This window comes from Nocardia sp. Tas62D01 (assembly GCF_055232035.1).
The window spans coordinates 6,731,097-6,754,534 of the sequence record NZ_JBUYUZ010000001.1; the positions used below are offsets into that span (position 1 = coordinate 6,731,097).

Below are 23,438 nucleotides of genomic sequence, written 5' to 3' on the forward strand. Positions count from 1 at the left end.
ACAGATTTGCAATAGCGCAACCGATCGTTCTCGTTTAGTCTCGCACCGTGCCACGACTCAGCGAGAACACGCGAGCCCAGCGCCGTCAGCACATCCTCACCAGTGCCTGGAGGTGCTTTTCGCGGGACGGGTTTCACGTGACGTCGATGGACACCGTGATCGCTGAGACCGGGATGTCGTCCAGCGCGGTCTACCGCTACTTCCGCAGCAAAGAGGAGATCATCCACGCCACCGCCGAACAGGGCGTGGGACGGGTGAGCGCGATCTTCGCAGACCTGCTCGCGCGTGATCCGTGTCCCACCCCGGCCGAAACGCTGGAGCTACTCGTCGCCGACCTGCGCACCACGACCGGCAACCCCGACTACGACATGACCCGTCTGGTGCTGCAGGGATGGGCGGAAGCACTGCGCGATGAGGTACTCCACAAACGTATTCAGGCGCTGTATCTCGACACCATGGATCGCGTCGCCGAACTGGCCGGCTACTGGCGCGACAACGAATACATCCCACTCGACGCGGATACCAAAGCTGTTGCCGCGACCCTCTTTTCCTTGATGCATGGCCTCCTTGTCATGCGCCACCTCGTCGATGACATTCCCGCGGATACCCTCCGCGCCGGAGTCGCGCTGCTGGGTACAGCCGTCGCGACCCCGTTTGGTTCAACGTCGAGTCAGGGATTGGGCTAACAGCTCTGAGACGGAGCGATTGCGCAACCAGCGCAACTCTGGTGCGGATGTAGCGAAGGCTGCCGCCCGGCCGCCCAGTCGCGCCACTGGCACGGACGTAGTAGCGCTCGTCACCGCCCGGTCGGGCATCGCGAGGATGCAAAAGCATCCACCACAAGCGGAGACGACGGGTAGGAGGCTCGACATGCTTGGTGAACAGGTGGGCGAATCCACTGGACAGACGACCGGCACGAGGGTGTTGCCCGATGAGGGTCAGGGGCCGCGTCAGGAGGTGACCGATCAGTCCTCCGGCACTCTCTGTGGGGTCCATGTCACCTCGACGTTCTCAACGGGATCGCCATCGTGTTCGAGTGGCAGGTCGACGAGAGCGGCAAGTCCGAAGGCCGGGGCTTCGAATGGAAGTAGCGCGAGCGTGACCCCGGCGCTCGGATGATTCACTCGAACCGTGCCGCGGGCATGCGACGGCAGGGCAGGTTCTGGTCGGACGTCCAACGTCGGCGGGGGTAGTGCGTTTCCGCGGCGCGCGCCCGGCGGGCGGTTTGGTCACCTGCCGCTCGAGAGACGAGGCAAGGACGCCGGAAGGAAGTCGGGCCCGGGCCGCTCGCCCATGCTGTGCTGGCTGTGGGCTGTGGTTCGGCGCCGAGGACCGATCGAGCAGTCCGGCGTCGCCGTGCTCGCGCCAGCGCCCGTACCACTTGGCCAGGTAGCGGCGGGAGATGCTCCTGCCTCGGCTGCGACTAGCTCGGCAGACTGATCTCGTCGGGTCCTTTGTCGGTGCGCAGCCCTCGCCAGCTGGGATGGCGTAGTCCTTCGCCGGTGTACTCGCGGTATTCGATGTCGCCGATCAGCTCCGGCCGCACCCAGCGCACGACACCGATGTCGGCGCAACCACCAGCAGCAACGTCGAACGGGCTCCCCGCGGCGGCAAGTTCATCGAGGCGGGTGCGCAAGCTGCGGCGGGCGGCCAGCGTGAATCCCGTGCCGACGTTGCCGATGTGGACCAGCCGGCCGCCCTGATCATGGGCACCCAGCACCAGCGACCCGAACGTCGAGGACATCATCCCGGCCCCCGGCGTCGACCCGGCCACGATCGCCTCCGTGGTCTTGCGGATCGGGGTCTTGATCCACACCGGTGACCGGCGGCCGGGATGGTAGGCCGAGTCGATTTCCTTGGACACGATGCCTTCGAGGTGATGGTTGCGGGCCACCTCGATCATCCGATCGGCCTGCACCTCCAGCCAATGCGGCGGCATGCTCACCAGGCCACCCGCCAGCCCGAGCTCATCCAGGCGAGCCCGGCGCGCGAGGTAGGGCACCGCGGTGGTGTCCTCGGCGCCGACGGCCAAGACGTCGAACGCATAAAGCTGCACCGGGACCGCCGCGATCAACTGCCGGCTCGGGCGCACAGTATGTATGCGATGTTGCAGCAAACCGAACGAAGGTGTGCCAGAAGGGGTTTGCGCGATCACCTCACCATCCAGAATCAACTTCCGACCCCGCGCCGATTCGGCAATCGCGGCAGCAAGCTCAGGATAGGAACCGGTGACATCACGACGATTTCTGCTGTACAGGCGGCAATTCGCGCCGTCGCAGATGACTATGGCGCGGACGCCGTCCCACTTCATCTCGATCGCCCAGGCAGCAGCATCCGGCGGCCGCCCTGCGACGGCCAGCATCGGCGCCGGTACTGCCACCACTTCGCCAGCGTATCTCTAGCTATCGATACATGTGACGACAGGTTTTAGTTGTTACCGAGGAGATGGGTCGATCTGGAGCACCGATCGGGATTTCAGGCGATGTGGTCGGGTAGCGATAGATGGCCAGTCGCAGCGATAGCCACGCAACCCGTGCTCCACAGCGTGCGCGGCTTGGGCGGGGCGGCGGGATCGCGGTCAGGCGTGGGTCGGCAGCAGCTCAGCAACCAGTGCCTCGACACGAGTCTTGATTTCGTCGCGGATCGGGCGCACCGACTCCACGCCCTTGCCCGCAGGGTCCTCGAGTACCCAGTCTCGGTAGCTGACGCCGGGGAAGATGGGGCAGGTGTCGCCGCAGCCCATCGTGATCACGACGTCGGAGGTCTCGACGGCGTCGAAGGTGAGGATCTTGGGTGTCTGGTCGGAGATGTCGATGCCGACTTCGGCCATAGCCTCGACCGCGGCGGGATTGATCGACTCGGCGGGCGCGCTGCCCGCGGAGCGGACCTCGATCGCATCACCGGCGAGGTGGGTGAGGAATCCGGCGGCCATCTGGGAGCGTCCGGCGTTGTGGACGCAGACGAACAAAACGCTGGGCTCGGAAACCATGGGCGGCAGTGCCTTTCAGCTGGTCGGGATGTCGAGTTCGGCGAGCAGGTGACGGACGAGGGTTTCGATTTCCTCGCGGATGGGACGGATCGCGGCGACGTCGAGTCCGGCGGGGTCGTCGAGATCCCATTCCTCGTAGCGGCGGCCGGGGTAGAGCGGGCAGGCGTCGCCGCAGCCCATGGTGATGATGACGTCTGCCGCTTGCAGGATCTCCTCGGTCCACGGCTTGGGGTACTCGGTGGTGATGTCGATGCCGACTTCGGCCATGGCCTCGATGGCCGCAGTGTTGATCTCGTCGCCGGGTTCGCTGCCACCGGACCAGGCCACCGCGCGGTCGCCGGCGAGGTGGGTGAAGAACCCCAACGCCATCTGGGAGCGTCCGGCGTTGTGCGTGCACAGGAACAGCACGGTGGGTTTGCCGGTGTGGGCTTTGCCCTCGACCTTCGCCAACGCATGCAGGCGTTGGCGGGCGAAGCGTTCGGCCAGCAGCGATTGCGCCGACAGGGCGTTGATGTCGGTTCCGGGTTCGGTGCCTGCGGAGTGGACCTCGACGAGGCCCTGGGCGGCGTGGCGCATCAGTCCGGCGGCCATCTGGGATTTGCCGCCGTTCTTGACGCAGACGAACAGCACAGAAGGTGGCGTGGTCACCGCTGCCGAGCCCCTTCCTCGGCGGCGATAGCAGCGGGTGCCCCGGTGGTGGGGCGGAATCGGTTGCGCAGTGCCAGTGACACATAGACCAGGCCGACGAGGACGGGGACTTCGATCAGTGGTCCTACGACCCCGGCCAGTGCTTGGCCGGAGGCGGCGCCGTAGGTGGCGATCGCGACGGCGATGGCGAGTTCGAAGTTGTTGCCCGCGGCGGTGAACGCCAGCGTGGTGGTGCGCTCGTAGCCGAGGCCCAGGACAGCGCCGAGGAGATACCCGCCGCCCCACATGATCGCGAAGTAGGCCAGCAGCGGGATCGCGATCCGGACCACGTCAAGGGGTTGGGAGGTGATCTGTTTGCCTTGCAGGGCGAACAGGATCACGATCGTGAACAGCAACCCGTACAGCGCCCAAGGCCCGATCCGCGGCAGCAGGGTGGACTCGTACCAGTCGCGGCCCCTGGTGCGTTCGCCGAGGCGGCGGGTCAGGAAGCCTGCCAGCAGCGGGATTCCGAGGAAGATCAGCACCGATTTCGCGATTTGCCATGGCGAGGTTGCGATGGTGGTTTGTTCCAGGCCCAGCCAGCCGGGCAGCACCGACAGGTAGAACCAGCCGAGCACGGCGAACATGATCACCTGGAACACCGAGTTCAGCGCCACAAGCACGGCGGCGGCTTCGCGGTCGCCGCAGGCCAGGTCGTTCCAGATGATCACCATCGCGATGCAGCGCGCCAACCCGACAATGATCAACCCGGTCCGGTACTCCGGCAGATCTGGCAGCAGCAGCCACGCCAACGCGAACATCAACGCGGGACCGAGCACCCAGTTCAACACCAGCGAACCGATCAGGAGTTTGCGGTCGCCGGTGACGGAGTCGAGGCGGTCGTAACGCACCTTCGCCAGCACCGGGTACATCATGATCAGCAGGCCAATCGCGATCGGCAGGGAAATGCCGTCGATCTCGACCGCGCTCACCGCATCCCCCAGGCCGGGAATCAGGCGGCCAAGTAGGAGCCCGGCGGCCATGGCGACACCGATCCACACCGGCAGGAACCGGTCGAGGGTCGACAGTTTCGCAACGACGCCGTGTTCGGCGGTGGTGGTGTCGGTGCTCATGCGTTCGCTCTCGTCGCGGCGCCGCTTTCGACCAGCAGCATGTCCGAGAGTCGTTGCAGTGCTTCAGGAACCACCCGGTAGTACACCCAGGAGGCGCGGCGTTCGCTGGTGAGCAGTCCGGCCTCGCGCAGCACCTTGAGGTGATGGGAGATCGTCGGCTGAGTCAAATCGATCCCCTCCGACAGATCGCACACGCAGGCTTCCTGGCCTTCGCGGGAGGCGATCGAGTTCAGCAACCGCAACCGCATCGGGTCCGACAACGCTTTGAACACCCCGGCCAACTCGGCGGCGGTCTGCGCGGTCAACGGTTCACGGACGATCCCCGTGGCCGAACACGACTGCACGGGGATGATCGGAAGCTGCGACTTCGACATATACCTATATTGATTGATATCAATACTGAGCGCAAGCAAACGGTCGGTGAACACGGTCACGTTCGAAGGGAGCGTCTTAAGGCCCTTCCGGCAACGCGCCCGGCCACCACGGGGAACAGCAGACCTGGGCGGACATGTCGATCAACGGCAGGCTCTTGGGCATACGGGCATCGGCTCCTTCGGATCAGGAGCGGTGGACAGCGGCGGGTCGGCAACGACCGGCACCGAGGTCAGCGGACCGGTGAGCGGCGTTCGAGCAGCACGGTGTCGCGCCAGATCCCCTCGCGCTGGGCGATGCGTTCACGCACGCCGACGGTGCGGTATCCGCCGCTGTGATGCAGGGCCAGCGACGCGCGGTTCTCGGTGAAGATCGAGGTCTGCAACGTCCACAACCCGACCTCGTCGGCGGCGATGACCTGGTGGCGCAGCAACGCTTTTCCGACACCGCGCCCACGGTGGTCCTCGGCGACGTAGACCGAGGTTTCCGCGACCCCGGCGTAGCAGTCACGGTCGGAGACACCGGCGGCGGCCGCCCAGCCGACGACATCGCCGTCGCGTTCGGCGACCCACCGATGCTCGGGCAGCCAATGCCCGTCGAGGTAATCCTTTGTAGGGGTCTGGGTTTCGAAGGTGGCGTTGCCGGTGGCGATGCCCTCGCCGTAGACCCGCAGCACCGCGGGCCAGTCCTGATCGTCCATCGCGCGGACGGTGATGTCGGCGGGCACATCGTCGGGGCAGCACGGCTGCGGACCCAGCAGCCCCATCACCGCGTCGGCGGCGTGCGGCAGACCCGAGCAGCAGGCCTCGTTGATCGTGACGATCGTGGCCGTGCCCTCCTTGTGCAGGCGCACGAACCCCACGTCGGCGAGTTTGCGGACATGATGGGAGGTGGTGGACTGGCTGGTGCCCAGGATCTCGGTCAGCGCGCCGACGGTAATCCCCTTCGGGGTGGTGGCCACCGCATGGAGCAGCCGCACCCGCACCGGCTCGGCCAGGCAGGCGAACCACTCGGCGTAGGTGGTGGCCTCCCCTGCGGGCAGGACCTGGGCACGAGGCAACGCGATGGGCATACCCGTGATTGTATCGATCTGGATCGATGGTTGCATTCATCGATGACGGTCGATACTCTCTCGATTGGTTGATCGACCCCAATCGATGAAAGAGGGTTACTGATGAACACCCTGCCTGTTGTCGTTGTCGGTGCCGGCCCGATCGGGCTCGCCACGGCTGCCGAACTGTCCGGCCGCGACCTGCCGGTGCTGGTCCTCGAACGCGGTGAGCACGCCGGAGCCGCGGTCGCGCAGTGGAACCATGTGCGGCTGTTCTCGCGGTGGGCCGAGCTGATCGCCCCGGCCGCCCGCGGACTGCTGGCCGAGTCCGGCTGGGTGGAACCGGATCTCGACGGCTACCCGACCGGCGCGGACTGGGTCACGCGGTACCTGCGGCCGCTGGGTGAGGCGCTGGGTGAGCGGGTCCGTTTCAGCGTCGAGGTGGTCGGTGTCGCCCGGCGAGGCCGCGACCGGGTGGTCGATGCCGGGCGCGACAGCGAACCGTTGACCGTGCACATCCGCACCGCCGACGGCCGCGAGGAACGGATCACCGCCGGCGCGGTGATCGACGCCTCGGGCACGTGGAGCGCCCCGAACCCGCTCGGCGGCGACGGGCTGCCCGCCGCCGGGGAATCCGCGGCCGCTGACCGGATCGCCTACCGGGTCCCGGATCTCAGCGACCCCGACGTCGCGGCCCGGTATGCGGGCAAGCATGTCGCGGTCGCCGGGAGCGGGCATTCGGCGCTCACCGCGCTGGTCGCGTTCGCCGGGCTCGCTGACGAGCATCCGGGCACCCGGATCTCGTGGCTGTTGCGGCGCGGGGAGATCGGCTCGACCTTCGGCGGCGGCCAAGCCGACCAGCTGCCCGCCCGCGGCGCAATCGGGCTGCGCGCCCAGACCGCGGTCGAGGCCGGACACATCAAAGTAGTCACCGGGTTCCGCACCCAGACCGTCGAGCCCGGCGCTGATGGTTGCCTCGTTCTGGTGCCCGCCGCCGGACAGCCTGTCACCGAGGTGGATGAGGTCGTGGTGTTGACCGGGTTCCGTCCTGAGCTGTCGTGGCTGTCGGAGATCCGCCTCGGCCTGGACTCCACCTTGCAGGCCCCCACCTTGTTGGCGCCGCTGATCGACCCGAACGCCCACTCCTGCGGGACTGTGTATCCGCATGGGGTGAAAGAGCTTTCCCACCCTGAGCCGGGGGTGTTCCTGGCCGGGATGAAAAGCTACGGTCGCGCCCCGACGTTTCTGGCGATGACCGGCTACGAGCAGGTCCGCTCCATCGCCGCCGCCCTGGCCGGAGACCACGAAGCTGCCGAACGCGTCGAGTTGGTGCTGCCCGAAACCGGTGTGTGCGGCGGTTCTGGTCTGTTCGACGCGCCCACAGAGGAATCGGGCGGCGGCTGCTGCGCGGCACCGGCGGGCCCCCAAGAGCTGTCGCTGTCCGCGCCGGTCGTGATCCAGGACCTGACGCTGTCCGCACCCACTGGCCGCTGAACCTCTGCGATGGAAGCCGTTTCGGCGCCGCCCGCCCCCGCCGCGACCGACACCGGGTTGCGGCGGGTCCTGGTGATCTTGTGCGTCACCGAGATCACCAGCTGGGGAATCCTCTTCTACGCCTTTCCCGTCCTTCTCGGGCACATCACCACCTCCACCGGCTGGTCGGCGACCGCGCTGACCGCCGCCTTCTCGGCCGGACAACTCCTCGCCGCCCTGACCGGAATCCCGGTCGGACGCTGGCTGGACCACCACGGGCCACGCGGGGTGATGACCGCGGGTTCACTGATGGCCATCCCCGCGCTGGTCGTGATCGCGGCCGCACCGAACCTGGTGTGGTTCTTCACCGGTTGGCTGCTGGCCGGGATCGCGATGGGCGCGGTGCTCTACCCGCCCGCCTTCGCCGCGCTCACCCGCTGGCACGGCCCGAACCGGGTCCGCGCGTTGACGGTGCTGACCTTGGCCGCCGGGCTCGCTTCGACCGTGTTCGCGCCGTTGACCGCGGCCCTGTCGGCGCATCTGGGCTGGCGGGCAACGTATCTGGTGCTCACGGTAATACTCGCGGTGGTGACCGTGCCGGGACATTGGTTCGGGCTGCGGCTGCCGTGGCCGCCGCGCCCGGCCGCCGGAACCCGAGCACGCCCACCTCACCGATCCCGGCCCCGTCGTGCGCAGCCGCGCCTTCGTGGCGTTGGCGATGTCGTTGAGTGTCACCGGTTTCGCCTCGTTCGCGGTCGTGGTCACCCTGGTGCCGCTGTTGACCGAACGCGGTCTCGACACCGGCCTCGCCGCGATCGCCCTCGGCCTCGGCGGCGCCGGGCAGGTCGCCAGCCGCCTCGGCTACTCAGCATTCGCCGCCCGCACCAGCGCCCGTACTCGCACCGTGGTGATCCTGCTCGCCATCGCCGCCACCACCGCACTGCTCGGAATCTTCACCACCACCGCCACTTTGATCGCCGCCGCGATAGCAGCGGGCATGGCGCGCGGGGTATTCACCCTCCTGCAAGCCACCGCCATCACCGACCGCTGGGGCGCAGCCCACTACGGCCACCTCACCGGACTGCTATCCGCACCACTGACCATCACCATGGCCCTAGCCCCGTTCGGCGTCACCGCCCTCGCTTCGGCAGTCGGCGGCTACGCGGTCACCTTCCTTCTCCTCAGCGTCGCCGCCGCAATAGCCGCGGCGCTATCACTGGCAACCATCCCGAAACCATCACGGAAAGACCAACACTCATGAACCCCACCACCTCGCCACCGAGTGAAACTCTCGTGCGCGGCGGTGGGGTGCCCTCCGCCGATGGCACCACCATCAGCTACCTCACCCGCGGTTCGGGACCGGTGATCCTCGTCATCCACGGTGGCCTCGGCAGCGCGCTGAGCCTGCAACCATTAGCCGGACACCTCGCCGACGAGTTCGAGGTCGCCGTCATGAACTGCCGAGGCCACGGAACCCACTGCCCGTCACCTACCCCATCCCCGACCCCGCACTCATCGAAACCGCCATCGCCGCAGGCGATTACGAGCAGCTACTGCTGGATGCGACACCCGGCAGCGGGGGCTTCTCACCAGCCGAACTGGCCGCTGTGCGCGACGACCCGCTATGGCTGTCCAAGGTCGCCCACGCACCCACGCTCATACCAACCATGCAGGTGTTATCGGGGCTGTCACCCACCGTCGACCAATACACAGCCGTGACGACGCCGACGAAACTGATGGAGGGCACCACCAGCGCCCCCTACATCCTCGACGCGGCAGACCTGCTCGCCGACGCGCTACCAGACCTCACCCGGGAAGTCCTGCACGGCCAAGGCCACCACGCCGACCACCAACTGCTCGCCCGATCCCTCGCCGCATTCGTCCGCCGGTAGCCGTGCCGCCCGCCACTGCTCGGCACGAAATGCGGACGCCCTGGTCCATCACCTCCCGAAGTCCCGTACAGAAGGAACCGCGCTCATGATCGACGCCATCGTCATCGGCGGCGGCCAATCCGGTCTCGCCGCCACCCACCACCTCAGCCGCCGCGGCCTCACCGTCACCCTCATCGAAGCCGGCGCCGAACCCGTCGGCTCCTGGCCGCACTACTACGACAGCCTCACCCTGTTCTCACCCGCCAAATACAGCTCACTACCAGGCGTTCCGTTCCCCGGCGACCCCGACCACTACCCTCACCGCGACGAAGTCATCGACTACCTGCGCCACTACGCCAAAACCCTCGACGCCGACATTCACCTCGGCCACCGCGTCGAGGCCGTCGACCACGATGGACAACACTTCACCGCCCGCACCGACGGCGGCGCTACGTTCACCGCACCCCGCCTCGTCGCTGCCACCGGCGAATTCGGCGCACCCCACCTACCGGTCCTGCCCGGCCAAGACACCTTCACCGGAAACCTCCTGCACGCCAGTCACTACCGGTCGCCAGCCGACTACACCGGCAACGAGTGATCGTCGTCGGAGCCGGGAACTCCGCGGTCCAGATCGCCGCCGAACTCGCCACCACCGCGACCGTCACCCTCGCCAGCCGCAACCCAGTGAAGTTCGTGCCCCAACGCCCCCTCGGCCGAGACATGCATTTCTGGTTCACCATAACCGGACTCGACACCCTGCCCATCGGACCACTCCTACGGCAACCCCCGACCGCCCCGGTCTTCGACACCGGCCGCTACAAAACGGCCCTCGCCGCACACCGACCCGAACCCCGCCCGATGTTCACGACCCTCGAAGCCAACAAAGCGATATGGCCAGACGGCAGCCGCATCGACCTCGACGCGATCATCCTCGCCACCGGCTACACCCCAAACCTGGGCTACCTCAACGCAATCGGCGCGCTCACCGACACCGGACACCCCCTACACAAGAAAGGCCTATCCACCACCCACCCCGGACTCGGCTACGTCGGCCTCGAATGGCAACGCAGCCTCTCATCAGCCTCGCTCCGCGGTGTCGGCCGAGACGCACGACACCTCGGCTCACAACTCACCAACCCCTACATCGGTGCATGACCGCGCGACGCCAAGTCGACCCCGCTGAGGACACATCCGGTATTCACCGCCTCCGGCACCCGACACGACCGCTGGTCGCAACCGGCAAACGTGCACCACAGCTGTTGCTGTTTGCTAACGTCTAACGGAAGTCATTGAGCTGCGCAGACTCCGAAGAACGAGCGCATGTAGCCGTACGACCCCAGAGAACTCGCGCACATTCCAGATCCCGGACCGGACCCGCTGTCGGTCGCGGTACTGCTCGAGGGATTGAGCATCGTCGCCCTCGACCACCCCGGATCGGCGCCGCCGGGCGCCGTCGTCGCCCGGGCACGCAGCCATGGCGCGGTGCTGATCGTCACCGACACCGGATGGGTGCGCCCGGATCTACTCCTGGAGAGCAGGATCGCCGGATACACCGGCCTGAGCAAAGGCCGCGCCGCTTGCAGGCCGTGCATCTCGATGTCCGGGTGTCCGCGTGTGGCGCGCGGCCGCGCATCACGCGTCTGACTTTGGGCTGCATTGGAGCGGGACCCTTGTGCTGGACCCCACAAGCAGCGGCGGTAACGCCGGTGGCCGGCCCGCTCACCCAGACCGGATGACCGGCCGATGACCGGGGACAAATGGTCACCGCTGCGACGTCTGGAACCACCGCGGCGGGTCATGGTGGATCCGCGACGCATATGGGTACACCCGCAGCGTGACGCCAGCGCGTCGACCCGGTGACCCTCGGGGAAAAGGCTGCGTCCCTGGACATTCGGCTCGACGACGCATGGATCCCCGGTGTGCTGTACGCCTGGGCGCGAGTGCGCCTCGGTCGCGAACCGACCTGGTACGCAGATATCGGGATCCAGTGGCACAGCCATTCCGGCGTCGTCCGGTGACGATGCGCCACTGGGTGCCCTGGGACGCCGTGCGGCTGCCGGGTGCTGGTGAACCGTGAGGCATGCCGCTGAGTGGTTATCCGTGCCGGACTAAGTCGATCGTGGGCTGGCGGCGAAATCGCTTGCTCGAAAGGCGAACCTTGGCCGCCGGCACCTCATCGGCAGCCAAGCAGCGCTTGACGAAAGTCACGATTCGATATACGTTTGGAAACAATACGGTAGATGCGGGTTCGAGTCCCGTTATCTCCACTGCGCGGGGACGTAGCTCAATTGGCAGAGCGCCGTACTGATATTTCGAGGTGGGAGGTCTAGGCCCCCGCACCTCCCAACTTCCGGGCCACCGGCAACGACGCCGGACAGCCGGGGTCAGCAACGATGCCGACCCCCAGGCCCGGAATCCTGTCCGCTGACTAACGGGGCAGCCCCTACCGCCCGCACGGAACCCCTCTCCGACCGTGCGGGCGGTAAGAGGCACACAACCTCAGACGAGCTAGCTGCGGTCATCGCGCGGACGCAACGCGTACGCCGGAACCAACTGATCCGGCACATGAAGGTCCGGGCGGCCTCCGCATACTGCACGCTGAACGTGACCTTGCCCAGCCAATCACCGGCCACCGTCGGCACCCAATGCGTCAACATCCCCGGACGCTCACCCTGCATGATCACCCCAGCATCATTGGTGTGCTTGGGCGTGCCAGGATCACGAATCGCAATCGCATCCAACCGAACCCACACTGGCCCAGGCGGATAAGTCGCCGCCCGGTAGTAGTGGCCCGTCGCATTCGGATACTGGAGCTCCGGCTCCGTACCCTTCGTGCGCAGCGGCTCGTCTATCGAACGTATGTTCGAATAATAGCGCCGGACAGTGCTGGACAACCACCTGCCCGCACGCAACCCGCCGACCCATTCCTGCGTCGAACCGAGCATGGACAACGAACAGCAGCGACTGCTGCGCGATGGGGGATGGGTTGAGTCGGCCTGGAGAAACGGGCCGGAGGTAATTCCCGTACCGCGCTTCAGGCCGAATCAACGCTAGTGCCGCGTCTGGATAGGTTGCGTCGGTAATCGGGTTCAGGGTCGCTTCAGAACGCGAATCCGTCGCCGTAGCCCGTCGTTTGTGCAGTGCCGCGGTGCCCGGGTAATGCGGGGTGCCGGGCCCCGGGGCAATGCAGGATGCGGGCCCCGGGTAGTGCGGGGTGCGGGGGTCTGCGGGGTGCGGTGCCGGGTGCGGTGGGTGCGGGCAGTGCGGTACACGGCCGTGCAGGGTGTGTGGGCCTGGGTGCGAGGTGCGGGTGCCCGGGGTGCGGGCCCGAGGCACTGCGGGCGGGGTGGGGTGCCCCGGGGCAGCGCGGGGTGTGGAGGGGTGCGGGGCAGGTGTGCGGTCCCGGTCGTGCGGGGAAACCGAGGTGTCGGGCACCCCGAGGAAGGGGGTGCCGGCGGGCCGAGGTGGGGATACCGACGGAGGTCGGCAGTTAGGTCTATTGCGCAAGGGACAGTCCCAATCCCAACCCTCTCGGTCGGGCTTCGCTCTCCCATTGGGCCGAGTGCCTTCATTCGTTGGTGCGGGCTGTCTGCCTCGAGTTCGGCGGAGCCGCGGATTGATGTCGATTCATCCACCCGGACACCCCGACAACCGGCCCGAGTCTGTCTCCGGAGCAGACGGTCGCGCGAACCCGGAACACGCCGGGCATATGCAGAGCAACAGCCGACCTATCTGCGGGCAGTGAAGGCCGACGGGTGAGCCGCTGCGGAGTTACGATAGGCACACGTTGGGCACAAACAAAATCAGACCCTATAAAACCGGGCCTGACCTGGTGAGACGGTGGTGCGCGATACTGGGATTGAACCAGTGACCTCTTCCGTGTCAGGGAAGCGCTCTCCCGCTGAGCTAATCGCGCGAGGTGGAGACGGGAATCGAACCCGTGTGCACGGCTTTGCAGGCCGTTGCCTCACCACTCGGCCACTCCACCGCGCAAAGGGGGACGGCGTAAAGGAAAATTAAGCCTGGCCCTACCTCTCGAGCGGATGACGGGATTCGAACCCGCGACCCTCACCTTGGCAAGGTGATGCGCTACCAGCTGCGCTACATCCGCATTTGACATCTCGGAGGCATTCTCGCTGTCCTCCGTGGTGCGAGATGAAACATTAGACGACGTTCACGTAAAGGTACAAATCCGCTGGTAGGAGCGCCTGAATTGGAATAACAAGGGTGTAGTTCGGGTGGCAGCCGGGGCGTTCGGGAGGTGGCGCCCGATTGAGGTAGAGGATCCCCGCGCGGCGAAGACCTTCCGATCGCGACCGCGATACTGCATCCCACCCTGTCCGGGAGGCGATTTGGTGGACCGCCGGTAGTGCGTGCTAATGTTCCTCCTCGTTCGGATGACGCTTCAGCGCCACCCGGACAACAAGGTTCGGTCCCATAGCTCAGCGGGAGAGCGTCCGCCTCACACGCGGAAGGTCGCTGGTTCGAAACCAGCTGGGACCACTTATTCCCCTCGACATATCGCCTGGTCGAGGGGTTTTTAATCGCATACCTCCGGGGGGGCATGTAGCCGTGGTTGACCGTTACTGTCCAACGAATTCCGGTCCTTGGGGCATGCCGGGGGCACGCCGTTCCGGGAGGTGCTGCGCGTGACGGTGACCCGAACGCGAACTCGGGCTACACAAGCGCCTGGTTGTCGCGCTGCGAGCGCTTGAGCCACCGATCGCGGTCTATTCCGTGCAGGTGAATGGTGTTGAGCGAGACAAGGGATACTTCATCGCGGCAGAAGGCACCACTGTCCACCATGCTGTTGACTTGGGGGAGTCGCTTGCACGTCTCGGGCAGTCGCCTACGGCGATCTCGATTGACTACGAGACACAAGTCCATATGTTGCTGACTCGGAGGAGTCCACCACCGCATTTCAAGGTAGGGATGTCCGTGTGTCAGGGAACGTCCGGTAGTCCGGTGATGGTGACCGTCGACGTCAGCGGCTCCGATTCGACAGAAACGTACGGTTTCGTGGATCAGCTCTACCCTGGGTTCGACAGTTGGAGCCGGTTTCTGGTCTGATCGGGCGGTGAATCGGCAGGTCAACTGTGTTTGGGCTAGCGAAAAACGTGAAATCGCCTAGTGACACAGTTTTGGCTGTAAACCGGATTTACGTCGAAATATGTGGTCATCTACTAGTCGGCTATCCTGTTTCGCGTGTATGTGAAGGTGTCGTCGCGCAAGACCAAGAACGGGCAGGTCGTCCGGTATCTGCAGCTCGCCCACAACGCGTGGGACAGCGCGGCGGGACGGTCGCGAACCAAGGTGTTGTACTCCTTCGGTCGCGAAGACGAACTCGACCGCGCGGGGATCGAGCGTCTGGTGGCGTCGCTGTCGCGGTTGCTCGATCCCGCCCGTGCTGCGGCGTTGACCGTGCCGGGCGAGATGGTGTTGACGGCGTCGGCGCCGGTCGGGGGCACCTTTGTTCTGGACGGGTTGTGGGGTCGCCTCGGGTTGGACCAGGTCGTCCGCCGTCAGTTGGTGGGCCGCAAACTCGATCCGCGGGTCGAGCGGGTGCTGTTCGCGCTGGTCGCCAACCGGGCGTTGGCGGCGTCGTCGAAGTTGGCTGCCGCCGGGTGGATCAGCGACGATGTCCACATCGACGGGCTCGACGCGATCGACGAACAGTCCTGCTATCGGGCGATGGACTACCTGTTGACCATCGAACCGGAGTTGGCGAGGGAAGCATACTTTCAGGTCACCGACCTGCTTAATCTCGAGATAGACCTGCTATTTTTCGATACGACCTCGACCTATTTCGAACTCGACGCCCCCGATGAGCCGCTCGATCGCGACGAGCGTGGCACCGTCATCGAGGAAGGTTCGGATGTCTCGGTGGACAAGACAATCGGGTTCCGCACCTACGGCAAGTCGAAGGACTCCCGCGACGACCTGCCCCAGGTTGTGGTCGGAATGGCGGTGACCCGCAACGGGATTCCGGTGCGGGTGTGGTCGTGGCCAGGCAACACCGGCGACCAGGATCTGATCCGCCAGGTCCGCGACGACCTGCGCCAGTGGTCGTTGTCGCGGGTGGTGTGGGTCGCCGACCGCGGCTTCTCCTCGAAGGAGAACCGGCGGGCCTTGATGGCCGGTGGCGGCGGCTACATCATCGGGGAGAAGCTGCGCACCGGTTCACCCGAAGTCCAAGCCGCACTGTCGCGCCAGGGCCGCTACGCCACGGTCAAAGACAACATGCAGGTCAAAGAAGTCAACATCGGCACCGACGACCGATTCGTGCTCTGTTTCAACCCCGATCAAGCCACCCGCGACGCCGCCATCCGCGATCAACTCGTCGCTCAACTCGACGAAGCGATCACCGGCACCGACCCGCTCACCGCCACCGACCGCGCCAAACTCGTTGGGACACTGTCGAGTAAGCCAGGTTTGAAACGGTTCCTGCGCACCACAACCAGTGGGCTTTTGCGCATCGACAAGGCGAAGATCAAGGCCGAGGCGAGACTGGACGGGAAGTACCTGCTCCGCAGCAGTGACCCGCACCTGTCCGCCGAGGACATCGCCCTGGGTTACAAGCAGTTCCTCGAAGTAGAACGCGGCTGGCGCGACATGAAGCAGATCATCGACCTGCGCCCGGTCTACCACCGCCGCGAAGACCGTATCCGCGCCCACATCCTGCTGTGCTGGCTGGCGCTGCTGCTGATCCGCGTCGCCGAAACCACCAGCGGCACAACATGGAACCGGCTACGCAGTGAACTGCAACGCATCCATGCCGTTACCTTCACCGGCCCCGCGGGCACCTTCCGCCAGACCACCGAACTCACCAAGCCCCAACGCGACCTCCTCACCGCACTCGAACTCGCCCCACCAAAGAAGATCATCGACATCGTCGCGAATCCCTGACCAGCGCGTTCGACAACGCCTAGTGACACGCCCCGTCACCGGGCATTGAGTCATACGAGCAGGTCAACACCACTATCCGCCGACTAGAGCGCTACCCAGCTGTCGAACCCAGGCTGGAAGCGGCCGGGCTGCGGGTGCAGCTGGTCAACGCCCGCGATGTGAAGAACGTGCCGGGCCGGGCGAAGACCGACAAGCTGGACGCGGTGTGGCTGGCCAAGCTCACCGAGAAAGGCATGCTGCGACCCAGTTTCGTGCCGCCGGCCCCGATCCGGCAGTTGCGTGACTACACCCGGCTGCGTATCGACCTGACCAGGGAACGCGCCCGCTACTGGCAGCGGCTGGAGAAACTGCTCGAGGACGCGCTGATCAAGGTGTCGTCGGTGGCATCCACGATGGACACACTGTCGGTGCGCGACATGCTCGAAGCGTTGATCGCGGGCGAGCGCGACCCACGCCGGCTCGCCAATCTGGCCCGTGGCCGGATGAAAACCAAACGGGCCGCGTTGGTCGAGGCGTTGACCGGCAGGTTCGATGACCACCATGCAGAGCTGACCCGGATGCTGCTCGACCAGATCGACGCGTTGAGCACCCAGATCGCCGCACTCACTACCCGCATCGACGAGTTGCTGGCCGCGGTGGCGCCCGTAGCGGGCGGTGGTGGCGACAGTCCCGGCGGCGCGAGCCCGAGCGGGGACGACGCCGCCGAGTTGACCGTGATCGAGCGGCTCGATGAGATTCCCGGTATCGGCCCGGGGGCCGCCCAGATCATCCTCGCAGAGATCGGGCTCGACATGAGCCGGTTCCCGACCGCCGCACACCTGGTGTCGTGGGCGAAACTGTGCCCGCGCACCATCCAATCCGGACCCGTGCAACGCGCGGGCAAGACCGGCAAGGGCAACCCCTATCTCAAGGGTGCTCTCGGCGAGGCCGCCGCGGCCGCCGCCAAGACCAGCACGTTCCTCGGCGAACGCTACCGGCGCATCATCAAACGCCGTGGGAAACTCAAAGCCCTCGTGGCCGTTGCCCGCTCGATTCTGGTCATCATCTCCGAACCTGCTTAGCAACCCGACCGCCCGTCAATCTCGGTGCCGACTACCACGCCACCCGTGTCAACACCGAACGCAGGATCCGTAACCACATCGCCCAACTCACCGCCATGGGCTACCACGTCACCCTCGAACCCGCCGCCTAACGCCCACCGCCACAAGACAACCCGGCTCCGCCGGGTGCTGTCGCGTGCCCGGTCAGGCGGGAAAATGGGTGCGCGTTCGTCCCGGAACCCCGTAATTTTCCTTGATGCCTCGAGTTCGTCGGTCAGCATGGCGGTTCGGGAGCCACCGACAGGAGTTGTCGATTGTTGCCATGAGCACGCGGATCAGAGTCTTCAGATCCCTGTGGCTCCTCCGGGCGGACGCCCCTGGCAGGACACGGTTTCCGGAGGAATGTTCGTGGAGTTGTTGCATGAGCGGTGCGCCGCGTTGGACATCGGCAAGAAGGATCTCAAGGCGTGCGTGCGGACACCGAGCGTGAGCAAACGTAAGCGCTCGCGCAACCAGGAGATCCGCACGTTCGCCACGACCACCAACGCCCTGCTGGAGTTGCGGGACTGGCTGGTCGAGCAGGAGGTGACCCTGGTGGTGATGGAAGCGACCGGGGATTACTGGCGGGCGGCGTTCTACTTGCTGGAGGACTGTTTGAACGTGATCCTGGTCAACGCCTCCCACGCCAAGGGTCTGCCCGGCCGCAAAACCGACGTCTCCGATGCGGCGTGGCTGTGTCAGATGGGTGAGTGTGGCCTGTTGCGGGCCTCGTTCGTGCCACCCGAACCGATCCGGCACCTGAGGGATCTGACCCGCTACCGGACCACGCTGACGGCCGAACGCACCCGGGAGGCGCAGCGGCTGGAGAAGGAGTTGGAGGACGCCGGGATCAAACTGTCCAGCGTGGCCACCGACATCCTGGGCCGCTCCGGCCGCCAGATGCTGGCCGCGTTGATCGCCGGCGAGCAGGACGCACAGGTGCTGGCCGACATGGCCAAAGCGCGGATGCGCCCGAAGATCCCACAACTGGTCGAGGCGTTGACCGGCAACTTCGGTGAACACCACGCCTTCCTGTGCCGGCTGCATCTGGAACGAATCGATCAGTTGTCTGCGACGATCGAGGAACTCTCGACACGGATCGAGGAGCAGATGCGCCCTTTCTCCCGCACGATTGACCAGTTGGTGACCATCCCCGGAGTCGGTCGGAGGGTGGCCGAGGTCATCATCGCCGAGACCGGCGCCGACATGAGCCGATTCCCCACCGCCGGACACCTCGCCTCATGGGCTGGGGTATGCCCCGGACACCACGAATCCGCCGGCAAACGCCGATCGGGCAAAACCCGCCACGGCGACCGGTGGCTGACCGGTGCGTTGGGCACCGCGGCACTGGCCGCCGCCCGCACCCGCGACGGCACCTATCTCGGCGCGAAATACCGTCGGCTCGCGCCACGAATAGGCAAGCAGAAAGCCCTTGTCGCCCTGCAACACTCGACCCTGGCAGCGGTCTGGCACATGCTCACCGACGACGTCGACTACCAGGATCTCGGCGGCGACTACTTCGCGCGCCTGGATCCCGAACGCGCCATGCGACGCATCGTGCGCCAAGCCAACGCCCTCGGATACGCCGTCCGTTTCGACCCCATCCAAGCCGCCTAATCAATAAGACCTGCAACCACACCAAACGTGACGACCCATCCCGGCTCGCTACGCATCGCCGGGAACTGTCACGTGCCCGCTCACCCGCCCACAGCCACTCACCATGGGTTTATTTTCGGATCAGGAACCTGGGCCGCTGCGCTGGGCCGCCGTGGAGGCGGGAAAATGGGGGCGCGTTCGTCCGGGACGCCGATCGTACTGTGATGCCTTGAGCTCGTGGATCAGGATGGTGTTGGGGACCACCGACAGGAACTGTCGATTGTTGCTTCGAGCACGTGGGTCAGACTCTTTAGCCCTGTGGTTCCTCCGGACGGGCGTGCCAGGCCGGCCAGTCGTCTCGGGAGGGTGTCGTGGAACTGTTGCACGAGCGGTGCGCCGCGTTGGACATCGGCAAGAAGGACCTAAAAGCGTGTGTGCGCACCGCGAAGCCGGGGCGCGGGCGCTCACGCCGCCAGGAGATCCGCACCTTCGCCACGACCACCAACGCCCTGCTGGAACTGCGGGACTGGCTGGTGGCCGAGAAGGTCACCCTTGTGGTGATGGAGGCCACCGGGGATTACTGGCGGGGTGCGTTCTATCTGCTGGAGGACTGCCTGAACGTGATCCTGGTCAACGCCGCGCACGCCAAAGGACTGCCCGGGCGCAAGACCGACGTGTCCGACGCGGCATGGTTGTGTCAGATGGGTGAGTGCGGGCTACTCAAGGCCTCGTTCGTGCCCCCGGAGCCGATCCGGCACCTGCGGGATCTGACCCGCTACCGGACGACATTGGCGGCTGAACGTTCCCGCGAGGCCTCACGGTTGGAGAAGGAACTCGAAGACGCTGGCATCAAACTGTCCAGTGTGGCCACCGACATCCTCGGTGTTTCCGGGCGGGCGATGCTCGCGGCGCTCATCGACGGGGAGCGCGATGTGCGCGTACTGGCAGAGATGGCCAAGGCCCGGATGCGCCCGAAGATTCCGCAGCTGGTGCAGGCGCTGACCGGGAACTTCGGGGAGCATCACGCCTTTTTGTGCCGGCTGCACCTGGAACGCATCGACCAGCTCTCGGCCGTGATCCTGGAGCTGTCGACGCGGATCGAGGAAGAGATGCGCCCTTTTGCCCGTCAGCTTGAACGGTTGGCAACGATCCCTGGGGTCGGGCAGAGCACCGCTGAGGTGATCATCGCCGAGACTGGCGCCGACATGAGCAGGTTCCGTACCGCCGGGCACCTGGCCTCGTGGGCCGGGGTTTGCCCCGGGCACTACGAATCCGCCGGCAAACACAAATCCGGCAAGACCCGCCACGGCAACCGATGGCTCGGCGGTGCCCTGGGCACCGCGGCCATGGCCGCATCCCGCACCAAGGAAAACACCTACCTCGGCGCCCGCTACCACCGACTAGCCCCCCGGCTCGGGAAGAAGAAAGCCCTCGTCGCCCTGGAACACTCGATCCTCACCGCGGTCTGGCACATGCTCACCAACGACGTCGACTACCACGACCTCGGCGGTGACTACTTCACCAAACGCGACCCCCAAGCCGCGATGCGCCGGCTCACCCGCCAAGCCAACGCCCTGGGATTCACCATCCGCTTCGACCCCATCGAAGGAGCCGCCTGACCCCGGCCAAGCGGTTACCTCACCTTCAATTTTCGGGTCAGTCTGGGTCACACGCCACTTCGATTTGCCCGGCATGCCGTAGGTGTTGAAGGCGCGCACTAGTCGAGCGCAACTGGCTCGTGGGTGCAGGATGTCGGATCCTGTGGTGTCCCATCGCGGTTTGGCGAGCTTGCAGAACCGCTGAGCGTGTTCGTAGGGGTCGTCGGCGAACACGAGTGCACCGCGATCCGTACGACGGCAGCCAGGATCAGCCGTTCCTGCGCCGGTTCGCTGATCAGGACCATGTCGAACCGGCAACGTGGATCGGCCTCGAGGGCGTCGCGGCGACGCCGGGTCCGAAGTCCTGCGTGATGTCGGCGTTTCCGACATCACCGACTTGGTTCGCGCGGAACTCGTCGACCGCATCAACTACGGCGCCGCCCGCTACGGCAACCGCGTCGGCCCTGGAGCAGGCGGGACAGGGCGGCAGGGTTTCGGTCACTGAGTTGCCCTTTCGGAGTATTCCGATTGTTATGCGGCGGTGAGGAATTCGATGATCACGCGGTTGACCTCGTCCGGTTGTTCCAGGTAGCCGTAGTGGCCGCAGCGTTCGATCTCGGCGTAGCGGGCGTGGGGGATGGCGGTGGCGACCTCGCGGCCGAACATTGTCGGTGTCATCTGGTCATCAGCGAATCCGACGACGAGGCTGGGTGCGGTGATTCGCGCGTAATCGGGCAGGCGGTCGCGGGAGCGGTCCATGCCGATCTGCGCTCGGACACCGGGTGGTGTTTTGCCCGTGGTGAACTCGAATATGTCGAGCCATTCCTGGGCTTTGGCGTCATCTTTCAGGGTGTGCGGCGACAGGTTCAGCATCGCCTTGATGGCCGCCGCGTACTGCGGGGGCAGCTGAATTCCTTGGTCGTGGAGGGCTTGTTCGCCCAGGTTGAGGGTGCGCGCCATCGGATGGGGCCGCCCGGCGGCGCCGAGCATGATGGCCTTGTCGACCAGGTCGGGGCGAGCCAGCGCCAATTCCTGCACGACTCTGGCGCCCATCGAATGGCCGACCACGTGGGCGCGGCCATCGCCCAAGTGTTCGATCAGCGCGGCGGTGTCGGCGACCAGATCGTCGATGCCGAAGCCCCCGGCGCATTCGTCCGACGGTGCGATCCCGCGATTGTCCATCGTTGCGACCCGGAATCCGGCTTTGACCAGTGCGGGTACTTGATAGGTGCGCCAGACCCGGCCGGGGCTACCGGTTCCCATGACCAGTACGACGAGCGGACCTGTTCCGGTGACGTCGTAGTTGAGTCGGATCCCGTTGAGGGTGGCGATGGGCATGGTCCTTCTTCCGTGGAACAGTGCGCTGTTTGACGAATGGTGTTGTGGAGCTGGGCAAGTCGGCGGCATCGTGTGCCACGGATCGATCCGGTGCGAATCCTGGCCCGGTGTAGTCCGACCCGGCTTTACTGGGAGGCGGGTAGTCGCAGCACGATACAGGGAGCGCTTCAGTCGGCGCCGGAGGTGCCGAACGGCTTGCCCGTACCGTGGACTATCAGCGGTTGCGCCCCGCAGCGGGGGCAGGTCGGCGTACCCGCCGCCAGCGCTGAGGTTCTGCACAGAAGGCCGCAGTCCGGGCACTGCAAGATCCGCCCACGGAACTGGCTGATCGGGGTCACACGCATCCATCCACCTCCCTGTTTATTTGCTAATGTTAGCAAGTATCTAGCGGGAGTATGGTTTGCTCCCTGGTCGGATGGTTGTGCCGCCTTCGACCGCGGGGTCGTTTGTTCGGATCAGGCGCGGCCGTGTCGGCGTTCGTAGGCGAGGCGTTCGGCCTCGGCGCGGCTTGTGGCGCGGGCGTCGGCGAGTTCGGGGTCGAGTCCGTGTTTGATCAGCCGGTTGCGCCGGTAGACATTGTTCAGTGCCACCGTGAAATAGATCAGTGGCAGATACAACAGGGCCATCATCGCGAGGCCCATCCAGGCCGGTCCCGGCATCAGCATGAACAACATGAGCACCGGAATGATCGGGATCAGGATTCGCAGCAGATACCGGCGGGTGGCGCCGGGCCCGGTCAAGTCGTTGCCTACCCACTGCGCCATCGATGCGGGCAGTGTGCGCCCGCAGATGTAGCCGATCCGCTGGGTCAGGGTCGGAGCGGCGCGTTCGGTCATCGGCGCACCATCCCGGCTGCGCGCGCGGCGGTGCAGTTACGGCGGGTCGGCGGGGACCGATCCGGCTGCTGGGCTGGGGTGGTGTGCAATGCCGCGATCAACTATGTTCTCCCTGGTTGCTAAACTGCGCAATCAATATATCGACTGTCGGTGCCGATGTCGCATGCGGTGGGAGGATTGGTTCGCAAGTGCCGGGTTCGAGTGCGCCGCTGTGTCAGGCGAAAGCCGGCTTCTTCAAAACCCTGGGGTATCCGGTGCGGATCCGGGTGCCGGAGTTGCTCAGCGAACGTGACCACGCGGTGTCGGAGATCCTGGCGGAGGTCGGTGTGGAGCCGGCGAACCTGTCTCAGCAGTTGTCGATTCTGCGCCGCGCCGGTCTGGTGACCGGGCACCGTGAGGGGTTGTCGGTAACCTATGCGCCGACCTCGCCGCGGATCGAGGAGCTACTGGTCACCGCGCGCGCCATCCTGACCGGAGTGGTTGCCGGACATGCCGAGTTGCTGGAAAGCGCCTTTCGATCCTGGACCTCCGGTGTGTGAGGTCAACATTTGACCGCTTGACCGCAGTGG

At 65.9% G+C, this 23,438-nt stretch carries 21 protein-coding genes, 4 tRNA genes and 2 pseudogenes; 15 read left to right on the forward strand and 12 right to left on the reverse strand.

What is annotated here, in order from left to right; translation table 11 throughout:
* The first annotated feature begins 47 nt into the window (after nucleotides 1–47).
* Complete coding sequence (locus tag ACV7NQ_RS32075) at nucleotides 48–686, forward strand: TetR/AcrR family transcriptional regulator (protein ID WP_463362998.1); 639 nt, start codon at nucleotides 48–50, stop codon at nucleotides 684–686.
* 325 nt (nucleotides 687–1,011) lie between these two features.
* Here ACV7NQ_RS32075 and ACV7NQ_RS32080 read toward each other — a convergent pair whose 3' ends face one another.
* The 7 genes from ACV7NQ_RS32080 to ACV7NQ_RS32110 all read right to left on the reverse strand — a co-directional run bounded on the left by ACV7NQ_RS32080 (nucleotide 1,012) and on the right by ACV7NQ_RS32110 (nucleotide 6,193).
* A complete protein-coding gene (locus ACV7NQ_RS32080) occupies nucleotides 1,012–1,485 on the reverse strand; it encodes a leucine zipper domain-containing protein (protein WP_463365898.1) in 474 nt (157 codons plus the stop codon).
* Nucleotides 1,424–2,383, reverse strand: coding sequence for a non-homologous end-joining DNA ligase (gene ligD, locus ACV7NQ_RS32085; protein ID WP_463362999.1), 960 nt, complete (start codon nucleotides 2,381–2,383; stop codon nucleotides 1,424–1,426). Before ligD ends, ACV7NQ_RS32080 begins: the two co-directional genes overlap by 62 nt.
* Before the next feature lie 195 nt (nucleotides 2,384–2,578).
* The gene (locus ACV7NQ_RS32090; RefSeq protein ID WP_463363000.1) at nucleotides 2,579–2,989 is read right to left on the reverse strand and encodes an arsenate reductase ArsC; all 411 of its coding nucleotides are present in this window, start codon (nucleotides 2,987–2,989) and stop codon (nucleotides 2,579–2,581) included.
* A 15-nt stretch (nucleotides 2,990–3,004) separates the two neighbouring features.
* Nucleotides 3,005–3,637: an arsenate reductase/protein-tyrosine-phosphatase family protein gene (locus ACV7NQ_RS32095; protein WP_463363001.1), complete on the reverse strand. Its 633-nt coding sequence runs from the start codon at nucleotides 3,635–3,637 to the stop codon at nucleotides 3,005–3,007.
* Nucleotides 3,634–4,749, reverse strand: coding sequence for an ACR3 family arsenite efflux transporter (gene arsB / locus ACV7NQ_RS32100; RefSeq protein ID WP_463363002.1), 1,116 nt, complete (start codon nucleotides 4,747–4,749; stop codon nucleotides 3,634–3,636). Before arsB ends, ACV7NQ_RS32095 begins: the two co-directional genes overlap by 4 nt.
* On the reverse strand, nucleotides 4,746–5,123 hold the full coding sequence (locus ACV7NQ_RS32105; RefSeq protein WP_463363003.1) for an ArsR/SmtB family transcription factor: 378 nt from the start codon (nucleotides 5,121–5,123) through the stop codon (nucleotides 4,746–4,748). The genes arsB and ACV7NQ_RS32105 overlap by 4 nt, the downstream gene beginning before the upstream one ends.
* 230 nt (nucleotides 5,124–5,353) lie before the next feature.
* Complete coding sequence (locus tag ACV7NQ_RS32110; RefSeq protein ID WP_463363004.1) at nucleotides 5,354–6,193, reverse strand: helix-turn-helix domain-containing GNAT family N-acetyltransferase; 840 nt, start codon at nucleotides 6,191–6,193, stop codon at nucleotides 5,354–5,356.
* 102 nt (nucleotides 6,194–6,295) lie between these two features.
* Between ACV7NQ_RS32110 and ACV7NQ_RS32115 the strand changes: the two genes are divergently transcribed.
* The 7 genes and pseudogenes from ACV7NQ_RS32115 (at nucleotide 6,296) to ACV7NQ_RS32145 (ending at nucleotide 11,534) form a co-directional block, all read left to right on the forward strand.
* Nucleotides 6,296–7,666 (forward strand): FAD-dependent oxidoreductase, encoded by a 1,371-nt coding sequence (locus tag ACV7NQ_RS32115; protein ID WP_463363005.1) that lies wholly within the window; start codon nucleotides 6,296–6,298, stop codon nucleotides 7,664–7,666.
* A gap of 9 nt (nucleotides 7,667–7,675) precedes the next feature.
* Nucleotides 7,676–8,906, forward strand: a pseudogene (locus tag ACV7NQ_RS32120) (MFS transporter).
* Between the two features lie 346 nt (nucleotides 8,907–9,252).
* Nucleotides 9,253–9,537: a hypothetical protein gene (locus tag ACV7NQ_RS32125; RefSeq protein WP_463363006.1), complete on the forward strand. Its 285-nt coding sequence runs from the start codon at nucleotides 9,253–9,255 to the stop codon at nucleotides 9,535–9,537.
* An 85-nt stretch (nucleotides 9,538–9,622) separates the two neighbouring features.
* Entirely contained in the window at nucleotides 9,623–10,114 is a 492-nt protein-coding gene (locus ACV7NQ_RS32130; RefSeq protein WP_463363007.1) for a flavin-containing monooxygenase, read from the forward strand.
* On the forward strand, nucleotides 10,111–10,671 hold the full coding sequence (locus ACV7NQ_RS32135) for an NAD(P)/FAD-dependent oxidoreductase (RefSeq protein WP_463363008.1): 561 nt from the start codon (nucleotides 10,111–10,113) through the stop codon (nucleotides 10,669–10,671). Before ACV7NQ_RS32130 ends, ACV7NQ_RS32135 begins: the two co-directional genes overlap by 4 nt.
* 249 nt (nucleotides 10,672–10,920) lie before the next feature.
* Complete coding sequence (locus ACV7NQ_RS32140; RefSeq protein ID WP_463363009.1) at nucleotides 10,921–11,160, forward strand: hypothetical protein; 240 nt, start codon at nucleotides 10,921–10,923, stop codon at nucleotides 11,158–11,160.
* Nucleotides 11,161–11,372: 212 nt separating this feature from the next.
* Nucleotides 11,373–11,534 carry a hypothetical protein gene (locus tag ACV7NQ_RS32145; RefSeq protein ID WP_463363010.1) on the forward strand — a complete coding sequence of 54 codons (162 nt, stop codon included), beginning with the start codon at nucleotides 11,373–11,375 and terminating at the stop codon, nucleotides 11,532–11,534.
* A gap of 1,823 nt (nucleotides 11,535–13,357) precedes the next feature.
* Here ACV7NQ_RS32145 and ACV7NQ_RS32150 read toward each other — a convergent pair.
* The 3 genes from ACV7NQ_RS32150 to ACV7NQ_RS32160 form a co-directional block, all read right to left on the reverse strand.
* A tRNA-Val gene (locus tag ACV7NQ_RS32150) sits at nucleotides 13,358–13,432 on the reverse strand.
* Between the two features lies 1 nt (nucleotide 13,433).
* Nucleotides 13,434–13,504, reverse strand: a tRNA-Cys gene (locus ACV7NQ_RS32155).
* Between the two features lie 50 nt (nucleotides 13,505–13,554).
* Nucleotides 13,555–13,627 (reverse strand) — tRNA-Gly (locus tag ACV7NQ_RS32160).
* Nucleotides 13,628–13,947: 320 nt separating this feature from the next.
* On the opposite strand from ACV7NQ_RS32160, the gene ACV7NQ_RS32165 reads away from it, so the two are divergent.
* From ACV7NQ_RS32165 to ACV7NQ_RS32190, 6 genes and pseudogenes are all read left to right on the forward strand, one after another.
* Nucleotides 13,948–14,019 (forward strand) — tRNA-Val (locus ACV7NQ_RS32165).
* A 702-nt stretch (nucleotides 14,020–14,721) separates the two neighbouring features.
* Nucleotides 14,722–16,422, forward strand: coding sequence for an IS1634 family transposase (locus ACV7NQ_RS32170; RefSeq protein WP_463363011.1), 1,701 nt, complete (start codon nucleotides 14,722–14,724; stop codon nucleotides 16,420–16,422).
* A gap of 113 nt (nucleotides 16,423–16,535) precedes the next feature.
* Nucleotides 16,536–17,614, forward strand: a pseudogene (locus ACV7NQ_RS32175) (IS110 family RNA-guided transposase); the annotation flags it as partial.
* A gap of 256 nt (nucleotides 17,615–17,870) precedes the next feature.
* On the forward strand, nucleotides 17,871–19,118 hold the full coding sequence (locus ACV7NQ_RS32180) for an IS110 family RNA-guided transposase (RefSeq protein WP_463363012.1): 1,248 nt from the start codon (nucleotides 17,871–17,873) through the stop codon (nucleotides 19,116–19,118).
* Between the two features lie 350 nt (nucleotides 19,119–19,468).
* The gene (locus ACV7NQ_RS32185; RefSeq protein WP_463359126.1) at nucleotides 19,469–20,716 is read left to right on the forward strand and encodes an IS110 family RNA-guided transposase; all 1,248 of its coding nucleotides are present in this window, start codon (nucleotides 19,469–19,471) and stop codon (nucleotides 20,714–20,716) included.
* Nucleotides 20,717–21,014: 298 nt separating this feature from the next.
* Complete coding sequence (locus tag ACV7NQ_RS32190; protein WP_463363013.1) at nucleotides 21,015–21,200, forward strand: hypothetical protein; 186 nt, start codon at nucleotides 21,015–21,017, stop codon at nucleotides 21,198–21,200.
* A 26-nt stretch (nucleotides 21,201–21,226) separates the two neighbouring features.
* Here the strand turns inward: ACV7NQ_RS32190 and ACV7NQ_RS32195 are convergent, their stop codons facing one another.
* Nucleotides 21,227–22,033, reverse strand: coding sequence for an alpha/beta fold hydrolase (locus ACV7NQ_RS32195; protein ID WP_463363014.1), 807 nt, complete (start codon nucleotides 22,031–22,033; stop codon nucleotides 21,227–21,229).
* Between the two features lie 455 nt (nucleotides 22,034–22,488).
* Complete coding sequence (locus ACV7NQ_RS32200; protein ID WP_463363015.1) at nucleotides 22,489–22,869, reverse strand: DUF5313 family protein; 381 nt, start codon at nucleotides 22,867–22,869, stop codon at nucleotides 22,489–22,491.
* 188 nt (nucleotides 22,870–23,057) lie between these two features.
* Between ACV7NQ_RS32200 and ACV7NQ_RS32205 the strand changes: the two genes are divergently transcribed.
* The gene (locus ACV7NQ_RS32205) at nucleotides 23,058–23,408 is read left to right on the forward strand and encodes an ArsR/SmtB family transcription factor (RefSeq protein ID WP_463363016.1); all 351 of its coding nucleotides are present in this window, start codon (nucleotides 23,058–23,060) and stop codon (nucleotides 23,406–23,408) included.
* The last annotated feature ends 30 nt before the right edge of the window (nucleotides 23,409–23,438 follow it).